The 17,217-nt window shown below is 65.0% G+C and carries 14 protein-coding genes; 5 read left to right on the top strand and 9 right to left on the bottom strand.

The annotated features are described in order from the left end of the window. Window positions 1-6: 6 nt before the first annotated feature. The 4 genes from QN084_RS18325 to QN084_RS18340 form a co-directional block, all read right to left on the bottom strand. A complete protein-coding gene (locus QN084_RS18325; protein ID WP_062095806.1) occupies window positions 7-1,824 on the bottom strand; it encodes an acetyl/propionyl/methylcrotonyl-CoA carboxylase subunit alpha in 1,818 nt (605 codons plus the stop codon). A 105-nt stretch (window positions 1,825-1,929) separates the two neighbouring features. Then, complete coding sequence (locus QN084_RS18330) at window positions 1,930-2,601, bottom strand: Maf family protein (protein ID WP_069694764.1); 672 nt, start codon at window positions 2,599-2,601, stop codon at window positions 1,930-1,932. Between the two features lie 228 nt (window positions 2,602-2,829). After that, window positions 2,830-5,355: an MMPL family transporter gene (locus tag QN084_RS18335; RefSeq protein WP_069694765.1), complete on the bottom strand. Its 2,526-nt coding sequence runs from the start codon at window positions 5,353-5,355 to the stop codon at window positions 2,830-2,832. A gap of 1 nt (window position 5,356) precedes the next feature. Then, entirely contained in the window at window positions 5,357-6,073 is a 717-nt protein-coding gene (locus tag QN084_RS18340; protein ID WP_069694766.1) for a TetR family transcriptional regulator, read from the bottom strand. 117 nt (window positions 6,074-6,190) lie between these two features. Here QN084_RS18340 and QN084_RS18345 point away from each other — a divergent pair, with 117 nt between their 5' ends. Beyond that, window positions 6,191-7,606 (top strand): HNH endonuclease, encoded by a 1,416-nt coding sequence (locus QN084_RS18345; protein WP_259362918.1) that lies wholly within the window; start codon window positions 6,191-6,193, stop codon window positions 7,604-7,606. Between the two features lie 22 nt (window positions 7,607-7,628). Here the strand turns inward: QN084_RS18345 and QN084_RS18350 are convergent, their stop codons facing one another. The 5 genes from QN084_RS18350 to QN084_RS18370 all read right to left on the bottom strand — a co-directional run bounded on the left by QN084_RS18350 (window position 7,629) and on the right by QN084_RS18370 (window position 13,302). After that, complete coding sequence (locus tag QN084_RS18350; protein WP_069694767.1) at window positions 7,629-8,117, bottom strand: YbjQ family protein; 489 nt, start codon at window positions 8,115-8,117, stop codon at window positions 7,629-7,631. Between the two features lie 88 nt (window positions 8,118-8,205). After that, window positions 8,206-9,639, bottom strand: a complete 1,434-nt coding sequence (locus QN084_RS18355) for a dicarboxylate/amino acid:cation symporter (protein WP_069694768.1) — start codon at window positions 9,637-9,639, stop codon at window positions 8,206-8,208. Between the two features lie 113 nt (window positions 9,640-9,752). After that, complete coding sequence (locus QN084_RS18360; RefSeq protein WP_069694769.1) at window positions 9,753-11,435, bottom strand: DUF885 domain-containing protein; 1,683 nt, start codon at window positions 11,433-11,435, stop codon at window positions 9,753-9,755. Between the two features lie 50 nt (window positions 11,436-11,485). Then, window positions 11,486-11,674, bottom strand: a complete 189-nt coding sequence (locus tag QN084_RS18365; RefSeq protein WP_083261817.1) for an acyl-CoA carboxylase epsilon subunit — start codon at window positions 11,672-11,674, stop codon at window positions 11,486-11,488. A 44-nt stretch (window positions 11,675-11,718) separates the two neighbouring features. Continuing rightward, window positions 11,719-13,302 (bottom strand): acyl-CoA carboxylase subunit beta, encoded by a 1,584-nt coding sequence (locus QN084_RS18370; RefSeq protein ID WP_069694771.1) that lies wholly within the window; start codon window positions 13,300-13,302, stop codon window positions 11,719-11,721. A gap of 239 nt (window positions 13,303-13,541) precedes the next feature. Between QN084_RS18370 and QN084_RS18375 the strand changes: the two genes are divergently transcribed. The 4 genes from QN084_RS18375 to QN084_RS18390 are packed head-to-tail and all read left to right on the top strand — an operon-like array spanning window position 13,542 to window position 17,134. Continuing rightward, window positions 13,542-14,408, top strand: a complete 867-nt coding sequence (locus tag QN084_RS18375; RefSeq protein WP_021471399.1) for an SDR family oxidoreductase — start codon at window positions 13,542-13,544, stop codon at window positions 14,406-14,408. A gap of 57 nt (window positions 14,409-14,465) precedes the next feature. Further along, the gene (locus QN084_RS18380) at window positions 14,466-15,380 is read left to right on the top strand and encodes a biotin--[acetyl-CoA-carboxylase] ligase (RefSeq protein ID WP_069694772.1); all 915 of its coding nucleotides are present in this window, start codon (window positions 14,466-14,468) and stop codon (window positions 15,378-15,380) included. Continuing rightward, complete coding sequence (locus QN084_RS18385) at window positions 15,373-15,972, top strand: PH domain-containing protein (protein WP_021471397.1); 600 nt, start codon at window positions 15,373-15,375, stop codon at window positions 15,970-15,972. The genes QN084_RS18380 and QN084_RS18385 overlap by 8 nt, the downstream gene beginning before the upstream one ends. Then, window positions 15,962-17,134 carry an adenylate/guanylate cyclase domain-containing protein gene (locus QN084_RS18390; protein ID WP_062095823.1) on the top strand — a complete coding sequence of 391 codons (1,173 nt, stop codon included), beginning with the start codon at window positions 15,962-15,964 and terminating at the stop codon, window positions 17,132-17,134. Before QN084_RS18385 ends, QN084_RS18390 begins: the two co-directional genes overlap by 11 nt. The last annotated feature ends 83 nt before the right edge of the window (window positions 17,135-17,217 follow it).

A 17,217-nucleotide genomic window follows, 5' to 3' on the forward strand; every position in this document is an offset into this window, starting at 1 on the left:
GTGCCGTTAGTCCTCGATGGTGGCGATGACGGCACCCGCTGAAACGGTCTCGCCCGCCGAAGCCGTCAGGCCGCGGACAGTTCCGGCCTTGTGGGCGGTGAGGGGCTGTTCCATCTTCATGGCTTCGAGGACCACGATCAGGTCTCCCTCGGCCACGACGTCGCCCTCGGCAGCGGCGATCTTGACGATCGTTCCCTGCATGGGGGAGGTCAGCGCGGTGCCGCCGGCTACCGCGGCGGAAGCGCCGGCGGAGCGTGAACGCTTTTTCGACTTGCCGGCCTTGGTTTTGGTTCCGGCTCCGGAAGCAGCGGCCATACCGGCGCCGAGGCCCGAAGGCAGGACGACCTCAAGGCGCTTGCCGCCGACCTCGACGACGACGCGCTGGCGATCACCGGCGTCGGAGGTTTCCGCATCCGTGCCGGTGGGCTGCCACGCCGGAATGTTGTTGACGAACTCGGTCTCGATCCAGCGGGTGTGGACCTTGAAGGGTCCTTCTGCCGGGGCGAAGTCGGGGTCGGTCACAACCGCGAGGTCGAAAGGAATGACGGTGGGAATGCCGTCCACCACCATCTCCTCCAGGGCGCGGCGGGAGCGCTGGAGTGCCTGTTCGCGGCTGGAACCGGTGACGATGAGCTTGGACAGCATCGAGTCGAAGTTGCCGCTGATGACATCACCCTCTTCCACGCCCGAATCCACGCGGATGCCGGGGCCGGTGGGGTTCTTCAACGTGCTGATGGTGCCGGGCGCGGGCATGAAGTTGCGGCCCGGGTCCTCGCCGGTGATGCGGAACTCGAAGGAGTGGCCGCGGACTTCGGGGTCCTCGTAACCGAGGGCTTCGCCGCGGGCGATGCGGAACTGCTCACGGACCAGGTCGATGCCCGTGACTTCCTCGGAGACGCAGTGCTCAACCTGGAGGCGGGTGTTCACCTCGAGGAAGGAGATGGTGCCGTCCTGGCCCACCAGGAACTCGCAGGTGCCGGCGCCCAGGTAATGGGCTTCCTTCAGGATGGCCTTGGAGGATTCGTAAAGGCGCTTGTTCTGCTCTTCGGTGAGATACGGAGCCGGGGCCTCTTCCACGAGCTTCTGGTTGCGGCGCTGCAGGGAGCAGTCGCGGGTGGAGACCACAACAACGTTGCCGTAGGCATCGGCCAGGCACTGGGTTTCGACGTGGCGGGGCGCGTCCAGGAACCGCTCGATGAAGCATTCGCCGCGGCCGAAAGCTGCGACGGCTTCACGGACGGCGGATTCGTAGAGTTCCGGAATCTCTTCCATGGTCCGGGCTACCTTGATGCCGCGGCCACCGCCACCGAACGCTGCCTTGATGGCTACGGGCAGGCCGAACTCCTCTGCGAACTTGAGGATCTCATCGGCATCCTTGACGGGGTCTGCCGTGCCGGGGACCAGCGGGGCTCCGACCTTCTCCGCGATGTGGCGTGCCTGGACCTTGTCACCCAGGGCAGAGATGGCCTCGGGGGAGGGGCCGATCCACGTGATGCCGGCCTCGATCACCTTGGCGGCGAATTCGGCGTTCTCGGCCAGGAAGCCGTAGCCGGGGTGGATGCCGTCGGCGCCCGCCTGCTTTGCGACGTCGATGATCTTGTCCATCACCAGGTACGACTCGGCAGCCGTGTTGCCACCCAGTGCATACGCCTCGTCGGCAAGGCGGACGTGCAGGGCATCGCGGTCCGGGTCTGCGTAGACGGCTACGGAGGCAATGCCTTCGTCCCGGGCTGCTCGGATGATGCGGACCGCGATTTCGCCACGGTTGGCAATCAAGACCTTGGTAAGAGGGCTGGAAATGGGCTGCGCCGGGTTAGCTGACAAGTTGTTGACTCCTTCTGTCCTTCAGGGAGCCTAGCGCGATTGTGAGGGTTCCGCCCATATTGATGGCGGATTCCGTGTGTGAAGCGCTGTTCCTTTGTAGGGTTGCTACAAAGCCGGGTTCGCGCCGGGCACAGCCCACAGTTCGGTGATTCCCACATTCGCGTGGCTGAGCAGCTCGCGGAGCGTGGAGATGGAAAGCCCGACGACGGCGTGCGGGTCGCCGTCGACCTTGCGGATGAAGGCCCCGCCAAGGCCGTCGATGGTGAATGAGCCCGCGCAGTGGAGCGGTTCACCGGTGGCAATGTAGGCGTCGATGTCCTGGTAGGACATCTCGGCGAAGTGTACTTCCGCGCTGGAGACGGCACCCAAAGTGGCGCCGGTCCCGGCGGCGGGCTCGTCGTCGTCGACGTCGGCGGCAGTCTCCCGGCAGTCCACCAGCCAGTGCCCCGTGTGGAGGACCCCTTTGGATCCGCTCATGCGCAGCATCCGTTCGCGGGCAATCTCGGCGGTGTACGGCTTGCCGTGCGATTCGCCGTCGAACTCGAAGACCGAGTCGCAGCCGATCACCAGGGCGCCGTCCGCCTCGGGGAGCGCCGCTACGGCCTCAGCTTTGGCCCGGGCGAGCAGCAGTGCGGTGTCGTGGGGATCAGTGACGCCGTACCTGGCCTGCACCGCGTCCTCATCCACGTCCGACACCAGGATGTCGTGCTGGATGCCCGCTTCGGCGAGGAGCTTGGTGCGGGCAGGGGACTGGGAGGCAAGGATCAATCGGGTCACCCCACCAAGCCTAATACCCCCACCGCCCCCCGATGCTCTATCACGTCCCGCCCCCAAACGCCCGATGCTCTATCACGTCCCGCCCCCAAACGCCCGATGCTCTATCACTTCCCGCCCCCAAACGCCCGATGCTCTATCACTTCCTTCAGGCAAGCGATAGAGCATCGGGGATATCCGGTGGTTATGTGATAGAGGAACCGGGGGTGTGGGTGGTGACGTGATAGAGGGTTAGTGGACGAGCTCCGCCGAGCCGGCTTTCGGACGGTCGCTGCGGTTGAGCTTGGCGCCCTCAACGTCGACGTCCGGCAGCAGGCGGTCCAGCCACTTCGGCAGCCACCAGGCCTTCTCGCCGAGCAGGTACATGATCGCGGGCACGATCGTCATGCGGACAACGAACGCGTCAATCAGCACACCGAAGGCCATGGCGAAACCGAGCGGGCGGACCATGGTGAGGTGGCTGAAGATGAAGCCCGAGAACACGCTCACCATGATGATCGCGGCGGCCGTCACCACGGCAGCTGCGTGGCTGAAACCGGTCCGGACAGCGTGCCGGGCGTCTTCACCGTGCATGTAGGATTCCCGCATGCCCGAGGTGATGAACACCTGGTAATCCATGGCCAGGCCGAACAGCACGCCGATCAGGATGATGGGCAGGAAGCTCAGCACGGCACCCGGATTGGCGACGTCGAAGATTCCGCCGAGCCAGCCCCACTGGTAAACAGCCACGACGGCGCCAAACGCTGCGGCCAGCGACAACAGGAAGCCGCCCGTGGCCAGCAGCGGCACCACGATTGAGCGGAAGACCAGCAGCAGGAGGATCAGGGACAGCCCGACGACGATCGCCAGGTACGGCGGCAGGGCGGCGCCGAGTTTCTGGGAAACGTCCACGTTGCCCGCAGTCTGGCCGGTCAAGCCGATGGAAACCCCGGTGTCCTCGCGGATCTGGGCGCCCTTTTCGCGGAGGTCCGAGACCACCTTCACGGTGCTGGCGCTTGCCGGGCCTTCCTTGGGAATGACCTGGTAAACCGCGGTGCTGCGGTCCTCACTCAGGGCAAAGGGCACGGCAGCAACCACGTTCTCGACGCTGCGCAACTGCTCCGCGACATCGAACTGCTTGTTCTTGGCATCGTTTTCGCTGAGCCCGGCGGGCAGTTCGCCAACCACGATGATAGGGCCGGTCACGCCTTCGCCGAAACTGTCGCGCGTCAGGTCGTACGCCTTGTAGGCCTGGGAGTCCACAGGTTCGGACCCGCCGTCGGGCAGTGCCAGCCTCAGCTGCGATGCGGGCAGTGCAACTGCCCCGAGCAGTACCACGCTGAGAATCAGCGCCACCCACGGATGGCGGGTGACCAAGCCACCCCAACCGCGCGTGCTGCGCTTCTCGTCCAGGTCGCGGTCGGCAGCTTCATGGCCGGGTTCGGCGTTGTGCCGGGCGGCCTTTGCCCAGGCCCGCTTGGAGATAAGCCGCCGGCCGATCAGGCTCAGGACGGCCGGTGTCAGGGTCAGGGCTACGACGACGGCGACGGCTACAGTCGCTGCTGCTGCCACACCGAGGATTGCCAGGAACGGTAGCCCGGGAATGACCAGGGCGGCGAGGGCGATGATGACCGTCAGGCCCGCAAACATGACGGCATTGCCCGAGGTGCCTGTGGCCAAAGCGACGGATTCCTCGCCATCCATGCCGGCAAGCAGCTGGTTGCGGTGCCGGTTGACGATGAACAGCGAGTAGTCGATGCCCACGGCCAGGCCCAGCATGAGTGCGAGCATGGGGGAGATGGAGCTCATGTCGATCACGCCGGTCAGCGCGAACGTGCCACCGACGCCCACGGCCACGCCGATCAACGCCATGATGAGGGGCAGGCCCGCAGCAATGAGCGTGCCGAGCATCAGGATCAGGACCAGTGCGGCAACCGCAACACCAACGATTTCCGCCACGCCGAAGATCTGCGAAACGTCTTCGGTGATGTCCTTGCTGGCATAGGCAGTCACGCCTGCTGAGGAGACCCCGTGGACGATGTCCTGTACTTCCTGCCGGACGGCGGGCGGGACGGCGTTGATGGACGTCTTGAACTGGATCTGCGCGATTGCTGCCTTGTTGTCGCTGGAAACGAAGCGCAATCCTTCAGAGGCTTGCGCCTCCCGCTTGCCGAGGGCCAGCGCAGCGGCGCCGTCGGCAGCTTTCTTGGCTCCGGCGTCGAGCTTCTCCTTGCCTGCCGCGAGCTCGGCACGCCGGGGAGCCAGCTGTGCCTCGATCTGCGCCGGCGGCAATCCGGCCGCAACAAGCTGCTGCTCGGCCGCGGCCAACTGTTGTTCGCCGGCCGCAATCTGTGCGCGGGAAGCGTCCAGTTGGGCCTTGCCCGCTGCAGCCTGGGCTTCGCCCTCGGAGATCTTGGCGGCTGCCTGGTCCAACCGTTCCTGCGTGGTGAAGGGGTTGACCACGGACTGGACGTCGGGGAGTTTTTCGAGTTGGGCCAGGGCGTCGGCCACAGCGTCCTTGCCCGCTTGGTCGAAACCTGAAGCGCCTGCCTCGAACGCCACGCTCGCGGACCCGCCCGACGCATCCGGGAGTGCTTCCTTCAGCTTGTCAGCCATCTGCTGGGTTTCGGTGCCCGGGATGGTGAAGTTGTTGGACATGGTGCCGTGGAACGCGGCGGCAGAGCCGCCCACAGCGACCAAAACGGCCAGCCAGAGTGAGATGACCAGCCAACGGCGGCGGTAGGAAAACCGGCCGAGTCGGTAGAGGAACGATGCCATGTCAGAACCGATCTGTGGTGGGTGGAACGGAGGAGGTGCCTTCGGTGCGCGAAGACGGGGACGACGGCGCGAAGCCGGCTCCGAGGAGCCCCATCGCGTCGATGAGGTGCTGGCGGAGCACCGCCAGGGATTCGGGGGAGAGGTCCGGTCCGCATTCGGCGAACCAGACGTTCATGGCAGCCTTGCCGCAGGAAATGACCGAGCCGGCCAGGGCATGCAGGTAGAGCTCACTGACGTCCGGCCCGAGCCTTGTGCGTGCGGCGGCGATGATTTGTTCGGTGCAGTGGTCCCAGGCCTCGAGTTCGGACCGGGCCAGGGATCGGTTGTCCTGGGTCAGGCTGAACAACTCGGCCATCGGAGCAACCGACATGGGGTCTGCCAGGGCCATGAGCGCGGCCTGGGCCGACTCGAGGATGGTCTCGTCGGCCGGACGCAGCTGGAACTGCTCGAGGGCGCGGTCCATGAATCCGTCAGCCACCGACGCGAGGGCCGCCTCGAGGCTGGGGAAGTAGTTGAAGAAGGTGCGGCGGGAGACACCGGCGCTGGCGGCAATGTCCTCCACCGTGAAGTTTCCCGAGCCCTTGGCCCGGAGTAATTCAAGGGCTGCTGCGGCGATGGAACTACGGGTGGCGGCCTTGTTGAGCTCCCGCCGGGAAGGGGTGCTCGACTCGCTCGCAGGCTGCGTGGAGGTGTCCTCCTGGCTGCTTGTTTGGGTCACATAATTACACTAAGTGCAAACTTGCACTCTGCGCAATTTGCTGTGGGAATCTGCGTTTCCGGCCGGGGAGGTTCGGGTCGGGCTAATAATGTCCGACCCCCTTGGCAGGATGGATTCATGGAAGGGAAACAGGCGCTGAGCTCGGGCACGCGGGCAATGGGCACGCGAGTGACGGCACCGCGGGCTCCGATGCTGCCTGTCCCCAACGCAGCGCCCGTGGTGGCGGAAGCTTCACGGGAGCCCGCCGAGGCCGCCCGGGCACTCATCGAACAACTTCGAGTGTTGGAAGATATGAAGTCCGCCATCTCCGGGCTGCAGGCAAAGATCGCAGCCTCCTTCGAACTCGCCCAACGCCAGGCAGATGCGGCGGCAGGCGTGCCCGCCCCGAAGCAGGGCGGGGCAGCTGCGGCGCAGATCGCCCTGGCCCGGCGCGAGTCGCCCCATCGCGGATCGAGGCTCCTAGGGCTCGCCAAGGCACTGGTCAAGGAGATGCCACGGACCCTCGCCGCCCTCGACTCCGGTTTGCTCAACGAGTGGCGCGCCACCCTTCTGGTGAAGGAAACGGCGTGCCTGTCCGCCGAGGACCGCTGCGCCGTGGATGAAGAGTTGGCTCCGGACACCGGGACTTTGGACGGCATGGGGGATCGGGCGATCATCGCCGCTGCCAAAGCCGCTGCGTACCGACGTGACCCGCGATCGGTTACCCGGCGGGCCGCACATGCTGCCAAGGAGAGGCACGTCAGCATCCGGCCCGCGCCGGACACGATGACGTATCTGACTGCCTTGCTGCCCGTTGCCCAAGGCGTCGCAGCCTATAAGGCTCTCAAAGAAGCTGCTGACTCAGCCCGATGCTCCGGTGACGAACGCTCCCGCGGCCAAGTCATGGCGGACACGCTAGTGGAGAGACTCACGGGGACGCCGGGCGGTATTTCCAAGGTGGAAGTGCAGCTGGTCCTGACGGATCGCACCCTGTTCCAGGGCGACAGCGAACCCGCAAGGCTTGAGGGCTACGGCATAGTGCCGGGTGGCTGGGCCAGGGAGCTTGTGGGGCTGGCCGGGGCTCAAAACCCTTCCGGGCACGTCAAGGCTCAAGGGCTTCCCGGGCAAATACAGTCGGCGCCAGCGGACCCAGGCTTCGTGGTCTGGCTTCGAAGACTGTACACAGCACCGAATACCGGGGAACTCGTGGGCATGGATTCCAAAGCCAGGCTCTTCCCACCCGGCATGCGGCGATTCATCGAGGCCCGCGATGCTTCATGCCGAACACCCTACTGCGATGCGCCCATCCGGCACATCGACCACATCGTTCCATGGCAAGGCGGTGGACCCACCAGCCTCGGCAACGGCGGAGGGCTGTGCGAACAGTGCAATCACACCAAGGAAAACCCCGGGTGGGCCGCGAAGCCACTGGCAGACGCCTCCGGGGTGCACGCCTTGGACCTGACCACGCCCACGGGCCACACGTACCGGTCCAAAGCACCACCGTTGCCGGGAGCGGCACCGTTGCCGGGGCATGGTCCTGCCTGGGTGTAGCTTGGACCCTGCCCCGGACGGCTTAGTACTGCGACTGGCCCGGGAAAGACTGCGACTGGCCCGGCTGCTGCGCGCCCATTTGCGGCTGGACGGGAGGAGCCGGCTGGGCCGGGGGTGCAGGCTGGCCCGCTCCCTGCTGGGGTTGCTTGGTCAGGTAGATCGACTGCCCCGTGGCTCCCGGTTCCCCTTCGCCCAAGGGAAGCACGTAGACGGCAGTGCCGTAAGCGCACACTTCGGTCCAGTTGGTGCCCATCTCCGAGGTGTCGAACCGCATGGCCACAATGGCGTTGGCTCCGCGCTGCTGGGCCTCGCTGACCATGCGGGCCATGACTTCCTGCCGGCTCTCGTACAGGGCGCGCGTCATCTCGGGCAGTTCGCCGCCGCCCAAGGAGCGGAAGCCGGCCAGCATCTGGGACCCGATGTCCCGTGAACGCACGGTCAGGCCCATCACTTCGCCGAAGACGGCGTCGATGCAGTGGCCCGGAATTTCATTGGAAGTGACAATCAGCATGCCCCGAGCCTACTCAGGATCCGACCTTAAACGACGCAATCCCCCGGGGTTTCTCGCCGGGGGATTGCGGAGGGGATTGCGGAAGCCCTTAACGCTTGGCGTCAGCCAGTTCGCGCTCTTTAGCAACGGCTGCAGCCTTGTCGGCAGCGAACTCGTCATTGAACGCGGCACCGTTGCGGGGAGCGTTGTACAAGGACTGGTCCAGGATGCCTTGGCGCTTGGCCACGAGGGTCGGCACCAGGGCCTGGCCTGCGACGTTGACGGCGGTGCGGCCCATGTCCAGGATGGGGTCGATCGCCAACAGGAGCCCGACGCCGGCCAGCGGCAGTCCCAGCGTGGAGAGCGTCAGCGTCAGCATGACGACGGCGCCCGTGGTGCCTGCCGTTGCCGCGGAACCGAGGACCGAGACCAGGACGATCAGCAGGTACTGGCTGAAGTCCAGGTTGATACCGAAGAACTGGGCCACGAAAATGGCGGAAATGGCCGGGTAGATCGCGGCGCAGCCGTCCATCTTGGTGGTGGCACCCAGCGGCACGGCGAACGACGCGTAGCCGGAAGGAACGCCGAGGTTGCGCTCGGTGACACGCTGCGTGAGCGGGAGCGTTCCGATGGAAGAGCGCGAAACGAAGGCGAGCTGCACAGCCGGCCATACACCGGAGAAGTACTGCTTGATGGACAGGCCGTGGACACGGACCAGCACCGGGTAGAGAACGAACAGCACCAGGGCCAGGCCGATGTAGATGGCCGCGGTGAACTTTCCGAGGGAACCGATGGTGTCCCAGCCGTAGATGGCTACAGCGTTGCCGATCAGGCCCACGGTACCGATCGGAGCAACGCGGATGATCCACCACAGGACCTTCTGGATGACTGCGAGGGCGGAGGCGTTGAAGGTGAGGAAGGCTTCAGCCTGCTTGCCCACCTTCAGTGCTGCAATACCGACGGCGATGGCCACAACCAGGATCTGCAGGACGTTGAAGGAAACGGACGTGCTGACAGTCGTGGCAGCGTTGGCGCTTTCGGTGACGGTGGAGCTTGCGCCCAGGCCAAGGAAGTTCTTGGGGAAGAGTCCGGTGAGGAAGGCCCACCAGTCACCGGTCTTGCCGGCGTACTCTGCCTTCTGAGTGATACCCGTGGCGGCGCCGGGCTGCAGCAGCACGCCCAGGCCGATGCCGATGAGCACCGAGACAAACGACGTGATGGCGAACCAGAGCAGCGTGTTCCAGGCCAGGCGCGCGGCGTTCGACACCTGGCGCAGGTTCGCGATGGAACTCACGACGGCGGTGAAGATCAACGGAACGACGGCGGTTTGCAGCAGTGATACGTAGCTGGAACCGATCGTCTGCAGCGTGGCGCCCAGGCCGTTGGGAGCAGCCTTGGTGCTGCCCGTGTACTTGGCGATGAGGCCGAGGACCAGGCCGACGATGAGGGCGGCGATAATTTGGACGCCGAAGGAGCTCGCCCACTTGGGGAGCCGCGGACCGGCCTTGCCGGATGCAGGAGTGATGGTGTTTGAGGTGCTCACCGGAACACGGTAGGTGCTTCGCAAATAACATAGCGAACGGACGTTTAGAAATGTTACGTGCGAAAAAGTTATTCCCTGTGCGTTTGTGACGTTGCTCTCGGCCCCGACAATACTCACTCCAGCAACGCCCTTCGCAGCACATCCAGGCCTACCGAGCCTATGTTCAGGGCCTTGCTGTGGAAGGACTTGAGGTCGAAGCCTTCGCGGGACTCGAGTTCGGCGCGGATTTGTTCCCACAAGCGCTGGCCCACCTTGTACGACGGAGCCTGTCCCGGCCAGCCCAGGTAGCGGGCGAATTCGAACTGGAGTTGGCCTTCGCTGATGTCGAGGTTGGCTTTGAGGAAGTCGAAGCCCTTCTCCGGGGTCCATGTTCCGGTGCCCCAGCGTTCGGGAACGGGCAGCTCCAAGTGCACGCCGATATCGAACACCACGCGCGCGGCACGCATGCGCTGGCCGTCCAGCATGCCCATGTGGTCGCCGGGATCCTTGAGGTACCCCAGTTCCAACATGAGCTGCTCGGCGTAAAGCGCCCAGCCCTCGCCGTGTCCGGAGACCCAGCAGACGTTGCGGCGCCAATTGTTGAGGAGTTCGCGGCGGTAGGTGGCCGTAGCTACTTGCAGGTGGTGGCCGGGCACGCCTTCGTGGAACACAGTGGTGGTTTCGCTCCACGTGGTGAACGTGTCTTCGCCGGCAGGGACGGACCACCACATGCGGCCTGGGCGGGAGAAATCATCGGAGGGGCCGGTGTAGTAAATGCCGCCCTCGTCGGTGGGGGCGATCATGCACTCCAGGGTCTTCATGACATCCGGGATGTCGAAGTGCACGTCGGCCAGCTCTGCGACTGCGCGGTCCGACAGCTCCTGCATCCAGGCCTTGAGGGCATCGGTGCCTTTGATCTGCCGCGAGGGATCGTTGTTGAGGATTTCCTTGGCTTCTTCGATGCTTGCCCCGGGTTTGATCTGCCCTGCCACTTTCTCCTGTTCGGAGATGAGCCGTTCCAGCTCCTGCACGCCCCAGGCGTACGTCTCCTCGAGATCGACGGCGGCGCCAAGGAAGGACCGCGACGCCAAGGCGTACCGTTCCCTCCCGACTGCGTCCTTGTCGGGTGCCTGGGGGAGCAGTTCGTCCCGCAGGAAATCACCCAGCGAACTGTACGCTTCGCGGGCCGCGGAGGCTCCGGCGCCGAGCCTTGCCTGGACGTCCGCCGGCAACGGCGCCCCGCCGGCGAGGGCATCGGAGGCGAGTTTTGCGAAGAAACCGTCCGCGGCGGCGTAGCGGCTGGTCTGGTCGATGACGATCCGGACCTGGCGTGCTGCGGAAACCTTCCCTGCGGCTGCGCCGGCGCGCAAGGACGAGATGTAACCGGCAATGGCCTCCGGAACGTTGGCCGCACGGCCGGCAATGTGCTCCCATTGCTCCACGGTGTCCGTGGGCATGAGGTCGAAGATGGCCCGGATGTCCTGCGCCGGGGAAGCGATGTTGTTCAGGTCCGCGGCGTCCCAACCGGACGCGTGGATCTCCAGCTCCAGGCCCAGGCGCTCGCGCATGGCGTCGAGGGTTACCGCGTCCGTATCGTCGCGCGGCTCCAGTGCCGCCAGCGCTTCCAAGGCATTCCGGGTGGCTTCGGCGTGGGCTTCGGCCCCGGCCGGGGAGAAGTCCTGGTACTCGGTTTCGTGTCCCGGCAACCCCAAGGTGGTGGCGAAGCTGGGGTTGAGTTCGATCAGCTTTTCTGTGTACGCATCAGCTACGGCGTCGATGGCGGTCTTGGCACGTACGGGGGTGTTTGCAGTAGTCACCCCCAGAGCCTAGCCGCCACCTCCGTCACGTGAAAGGGTTGTTGAAAGCTTTAGCCGCGGCTGCGGCGCCATGCGCCCGGACCCGGGGTCGGGTCCAGCCGCAATTGCTGGCGGCGCACCCAGTGGCGCACGTTCGGTTTGGCTGCCTCCGGCGTCGGGGGTACTCCCACAGAGGCGACGACGGCGGCAAGTGCCGCGAGTTCTTCCGGCGTGGGATCGCCTTTGACCACAGAAAACATGGGCAGTGCCGGCTCCTCGGCCGGCAGGGGGCTCTTTGCCGCGCTCACAGGGGAATGTTCCCGTGCTTCTTGGTGGGCAGGCTGGCCCGCTTGTCCCGCAGTGCACGGAGGCCCCGGATGATCTGCAGGCGGGTGTCCGACGGCGCGATGACGGCGTCCACGTATCCAAGCTCAGCAGCCTGGTACGGGTTGAGGAGTTCTTCCTCGTAGCCCTGGATGATCTCGGCACGGCGGGCCTCAACGTCGCCCCCTGCCTCGGCAACGGCGGCAAGGTCGCGGCGGTAGAGGATGTTCACCGCACCCTGCGCCCCCATGACGCCGATCTGTGCGGTGGGCCAGGCAAGGTTAAGGTCGGCTCCAAGCTTCTTGGAACCCATCACGATGTAGGCGCCGCCGTACGCCTTGCGGGTAATGACAGTGAGCTTCGGGACAGTTGCCTCGGCGTAGGCGTACAGGAGCTTGGCGCCACGGCGGATGATGCCTTGGAATTCCTGGTCCTTGCCCGGGAGGAAGCCGGGGACGTCCACCAGCGTGATGATGGGGATGTTGAAGGCGTCGCAGTGGCGGACAAAGCGGGCAGCCTTCTCCGAGGCGGAGATGTCCAGGGTTCCGGCGAACTGCATGGGCTGGTTGGCCACGATGCCCACGGTGTGCCCCTCCACCCGGCCGTAACCGATGATGACGTTCGGGGCGTAGAGCGACTGCATCTCCAGGAAGTGCGCGTCATCGACGATCTGCTCGATCACTTTGCGCATGTCATAGGGCTGGTTGGCGGAATCAGGGATGAGCCCGTCCAGGGCGAGGTCGTCCTCGTCCAGTTCCAGTTCCTGGTCGTGCTCCACCACGGGGGCCTCGGAGAGGTTGTTGGACGGCAGGAAGTCGAGCAGTTCACGGACGAACTCGATCGCGTCGGCTTCATCGGAGGCGAGGTAGGTGGAGGTACCGGTGGTGGCGTTGTGCTGGCGGGCGCCGCCCAGGGTCTCCATGTCCACGTCCTCGCCCGTGACGGTCTTGATGACGTCGGGGCCGGTGATGAACATGTGCGAGGTCTTGTCCACCATCACCACGATGTCGGTGAGCGCCGGGGAGTAAGCGGCGCCGCCGGCGCACGGACCCATGATGAGGGAGATCTGGGGGACCACGCCGGATGCGTGCACGTTGTTGCGGAAGATGTCCGCGAACATTGCCAGGGACGCGACGCCCTCCTGGATCCGTGCGCCGCCGCCGTCGTTGATGCCAACCACCGGGCAACCGTTGCGGAGGGCGAATTCCTGGACCTTGACGATCTTCTCGCCGTTGACCTGGCTCAAGGAGCCGCCGTAGACGCTGAAGTCCTGGCTGTAGATAGCGATCAGGCGGCCATCAACGGTGCCGTAGCCGGAAACGACGCCGTCGCCGAGCGGCTTCTTCTTTTCCATGCCGAAGGCGGTGGAACGGTGAACAGCCAGGGCGTCGAACTCGACGAACGATCCGGGATCAACCAGCAGCTCGATGCGCTCGCGGGCAGTGTTCTTGCCGCGCGCATGCTGCTTCTCTATCGCTTCCGGGCCGGAAGGCTGCTCGGCACGGGCCTGGCGGTCGCGGAAGTCGGCAATCTTTCCCGCTGTCGTTGTCAGATCGTGGCTCATCAAGTGTCTCCGGCTCTGTAGCTGATATTCGCTGGCGCGGTTCTGGTTCGGCAAACAGCTGATTAAGTAGCTTCCGTACAAAGAACAGGCCCTGATGGCCAGTCTAGTGACGCCATAGCCGCGAACGGCTGTAGAAACCCTACAATTTTCTGCGCCCAAGCCCGAAGCCCTGCCTGTGCTTCAAGCCGCAGCACTCCTGATGTTACCCGTCAGTAACATCTTTGGGTTAGAGTGGCTTCATGACTCAAAGCAATGCCGCTTACGTTGCCACCGGCTCGCTCAAAGGCCGCACTATCATCATGTCCGGCGGGAGCCGGGGGATCGGTCTTGCCATTGCCACCCGGGCCGCCCGCGACGGCGCCAACATCGTGCTGATGGCCAAGACGGGTGAACCGCACCCGAAGCTCGAGGGCACGGTTTTTACCGCCGCGGAGCAGCTGGTCGCCGCCGGCGGACAGGCCCTGCCGATCGTCGGGGACGTCCGGAATGATGACGACGTCGCCGCTGCCGTGAGTGCCGCCGTCGAGCGTTTCGGGGGCTTGGACATCGTGGTCAACAATGCCTCGGCCATCGACTTGTCCCGCACGGATGCGATCGACATGAAGCGCTACGACCTGATGCAGGACATCAACGTCCGGGGCACTTTCCTGCTGTCCAAGCTGGCGCTGCCGGCACTGCGCGAGTCGGAACACGCGCACATCCTGACGCTGTCCCCGCCGCTCAACCTGGATCCCAAGTGGGCCGGGATGCACTTGGCGTACACCATGGCGAAGTACGGCATGAGCCTGACCACGCTGGGCCTGGCCGAGGAACTCAAGGATGACGCCGTCTCCGTCAATTCGTTGTGGCCCTGCACGCTGATTGACACTGCGGCCATCCGGAACATGCCCGGCGGCCGGCAGATGGTCAAGGCTGCGCGTGGTCCGGAGATCATGGCCGATGCAGCCCATGCGATCCTGACGGGTGCCAACCTTGCGGCGGGCGGTTCCAAGAGCGGCAACTTCTACACCGATGAAGAGGTCCTGCGCGCGGCAGGGGTGTCCGACTTCGCCCCCTACAGCCTCGGTGCGCCGGAGGACCGCCTGGTCCCGGACATCTTCCTCTGACCGGATTCATACCCTCGGAGGAGAGCCTGGAGCTCCTTGACTGGATAGGATTCAGCTATGGATGCCCAACAGCCCGCCCCACGTGAAAGCCCCGGTTCCGGGGAAAACCCCGCACTGGATCAGCGGTCGCTGTTGGCGCCTGATTTCCTGTCCGCCACCGGCATCTCCCGCCTCGACGTCGTGGAGTCCACCGGGTCCACCAATGCCGACCTGGTGCGCGCCGTGACCATGGAACCCAAAAAATGGGCTGACCTGGCCGTCCTGACCGCTGAGCACCAGACCGCTGCGCGAGGCCGGTTGGACCGGCACTGGGAATCCCCGGAACGCTCCGCAGTCTCTGTTTCCATGGTGCTGCGGCCCGTTACGGCGGACGGCATGCCGGTCCCCACCCAAAGCTATTCATGGTTGTCCCTCCTGGCTGCCGTCGCGCTGCGGGAAGCGCTGCAGGAGACGGCAGGCGTGAAGGCTCAGATCAAATGGCCCAACGACGTCCTGGTCAACGGGCGCAAGATCGCCGGCATCCTGGCGCAACTAACGGCGCTTGGCGACGGCTCAGTACCTGCCGTCATCCTGGGTGTCGGCCTGAATGTCACCCTGACCGAGGACCAACTGCCCGTCCCGACGGCCACGTCGCTTGCCCTCGAAGGAAGCACGACGACGGATCGAACGGCGCTGCTGAAGGGTTACATGACGCACTTCACCAGGCTGTACCGCAGCTTCTGCAATGCCGAAGGCGATCCGCACGCCGGGCTTGCAGGTGGTCCGTCGCTGCATAAGAGGGTGGAATCGGCCATGATCACCCTGGGCCGCGAAGTGCGGGCCCACCTGCCGGGAGACCATGAGCTGGTGGGACACGCCTCGCGCCTGGATGACCACGGATCGTTGCTGGTAGTGGACCACGGCGGGCGGGAGCACGTGGTGACTGCGGGGGATGTGGTGCACCTGCGTGCCACAGAAAGCGGTTATGCGTAAAGAACTGCTTCCGGGGGAGCAGGTCCTGACCATCACGCGCCAGCAGGCCCGTTCACTCGTTTTACCGGCGCTGGTCTTCGTCCTGGTTCCGGCACTGGCAGGTTTCGCATGTGCTTGGATTATCAAGGGGAACCCGCAGCGCCTGGCCCCGTTCATCACGGCGGCCTGGACTCCCTGGCTCGTAGGAGCCTGCCTTGGCATGGCGGCGTGGGTCCTGCTCGCATATTGCCTCAAACGGGTGCTGCGCTGGCATTCCGTTCGCTACATCCTGACCAGCCGCAGGGTCCTGGCCAAGTCCGGGATGTTCCGCCGCGGTGAGTGGCAGGTGTCCTTGATGGCTGTCCGGAATGTGGGAATCGAACAGGGCATGATCCAGCGGTCCTTGCGCTCGGGGAATATATCCTTGGATACCGGGCACTCGGGAGTTTACCTGTTGAAGGATGTCCCGGAAGTCGGGAAATTCCGGGGCTTCATTCTTGATGCCATGGACCAGCTGCCCCGGGGCGAGGTTCTTGAAGGTGAAGTTCTGCCGGATGTCGATGTGAGTGGTTTGCCGTGGGAAGTGAGAGAAGGTGGAAGAGATGAGCGTTGAGGATCAGTCCGACGAGGACCTGGACCAGGAGTTCGACGCCGTACCCGAACCTTCAGAGGATGAAGACGCGGTACCGGAACCAGCCAAGGCCATACCCACCGGACCCCCTACCGGTGTCATGTCCGCAGAGCGGCTCGCGATCAAAGCGCTGGAAGCCAGGTTGCTGGGCGGTGAACGCAAGCTCCGCCGTCGTGAGATTGCTGCCGGTGCCGGCGTGTCGGTGCTTTCTGCCCGAAAACTGTGGCGCGCTCTTGGATTTCCAAACTTCGGTGACGACGACGTTGCCTTCACTGAGCGCGACCAGGCTGCCCTGACAACCATCCTTGACCTCGTCCGTGCCGGCCTCCTGACGGAAGAAGCCGCGATCTCCATCACCCGTTCCATTGGCCAGATGACGGACCGCATGGTGGTCTGGCAGATCGAGGCCCTGGTGGAGGACATGGTCCAGGAACAAGGGATCAGCGATGCCGTGGCGCGCAAGCAGTTGGTGGGCCAGCTGCCTGCCCTGGTGGATTCGTTGGAGGAGATCCTCGTCTACTCCTACCGCCGCCAGCTCAATGCCGGTGTGCAGCGGCTGGCAGTCAGGGCGGAAGCCGGACTGCAGGCCAGCGAAGAGGGCCGCGAAGGCGACGAAGACGATTCGCCCTTGCCGTTGGCCCGTGCGGTGGGCTTCGCGGACCTGGTCTCCTACACCAGCCTCTCCCGGCGCATGAACGAGAAGACGCTGGCGCAGATGGTGCAGCGTTTCGAGAACAAGTGTGCCGAGATCATTTCCATTGGCGGCGGCCGGCTGGTCAAGACAGTCGGTGACGAAGTCCTGTACATTGCCGAGACGCCTGCGGCCGGTGCGGAGATCTCCCTTGCCCTGGCCCAGGCCTTCACGGAGGATGAGATCCTCCCGCAGGCGAGGGTCTCCATGGTCTGGGGGCGCATCCTTTCCCGCCTTGGCGACATCTACGGGCCCACGGTCAACCTCGCCGCGCGGCTCACCAGCCTGGCGCAGCCCGGCACTGTGCTTGTTGATGCCATGACCGCGGCCGCCCTTGGCCAGGATGAACGCTTTGTGTTGATCCCGCAGGCCTCGGAAAACGTCCGCGGCTTCGGGGAGATCCACCCCGTCATGCTGGCCCGCGGCCGGGGCAAAGGGCTCGTCCTGGACTGAGTGGAGGGGCGTCAGTAGTGCAGGTCACATCTTCGCAAATCGATGGATTAACCCGGTAGGCTTGGGGACTGTTCGCGTCAAGC

The organism is Paenarthrobacter sp. R1 (assembly GCF_030264015.1).
Classification (GTDB): Bacteria; Actinomycetota; Actinomycetes; order Actinomycetales; family Micrococcaceae; genus Arthrobacter; species Arthrobacter ureafaciens.

What these genes read in the sequence shown, in the direction of transcription:
- QN084_RS18350 (WP_069694767.1), bottom strand. Translation starts at nt 8,117, where the DNA reads ATGCTGATTGTCACTTCCAATGAAATTCCGGGCCACTGCATCGACGCC.
- QN084_RS18385 (WP_021471397.1), top strand. Translation starts at nt 15,373, where the DNA reads ATGCGTAAAGAACTGCTTCCGGGGGAGCAGGTCCTGACCATCACGCGC.
- QN084_RS18375 (WP_021471399.1), top strand. Translation starts at nt 13,542, where the DNA reads ATGACTCAAAGCAATGCCGCTTACGTTGCCACCGGCTCGCTCAAAGGC.
- QN084_RS18365 (WP_083261817.1), bottom strand. Translation starts at nt 11,674, where the DNA reads ATGTTTTCTGTGGTCAAAGGCGATCCCACGCCGGAAGAACTCGCGGCA.
- QN084_RS18335 (WP_069694765.1), bottom strand. Translation starts at nt 5,355, where the DNA reads ATGGCATCGTTCCTCTACCGACTCGGCCGGTTTTCCTACCGCCGCCGT.
- QN084_RS18345 (WP_259362918.1), top strand. Translation starts at nt 6,191, where the DNA reads ATGGAAGGGAAACAGGCGCTGAGCTCGGGCACGCGGGCAATGGGCACG.
- QN084_RS18370 (WP_069694771.1), bottom strand. Translation starts at nt 13,302, where the DNA reads ATGAGCCACGATCTGACAACGACAGCGGGAAAGATTGCCGACTTCCGC.
- QN084_RS18390 (WP_062095823.1), top strand. Translation starts at nt 15,962, where the DNA reads ATGAGCGTTGAGGATCAGTCCGACGAGGACCTGGACCAGGAGTTCGAC.
- QN084_RS18380 (WP_069694772.1), top strand. Translation starts at nt 14,466, where the DNA reads ATGGATGCCCAACAGCCCGCCCCACGTGAAAGCCCCGGTTCCGGGGAA.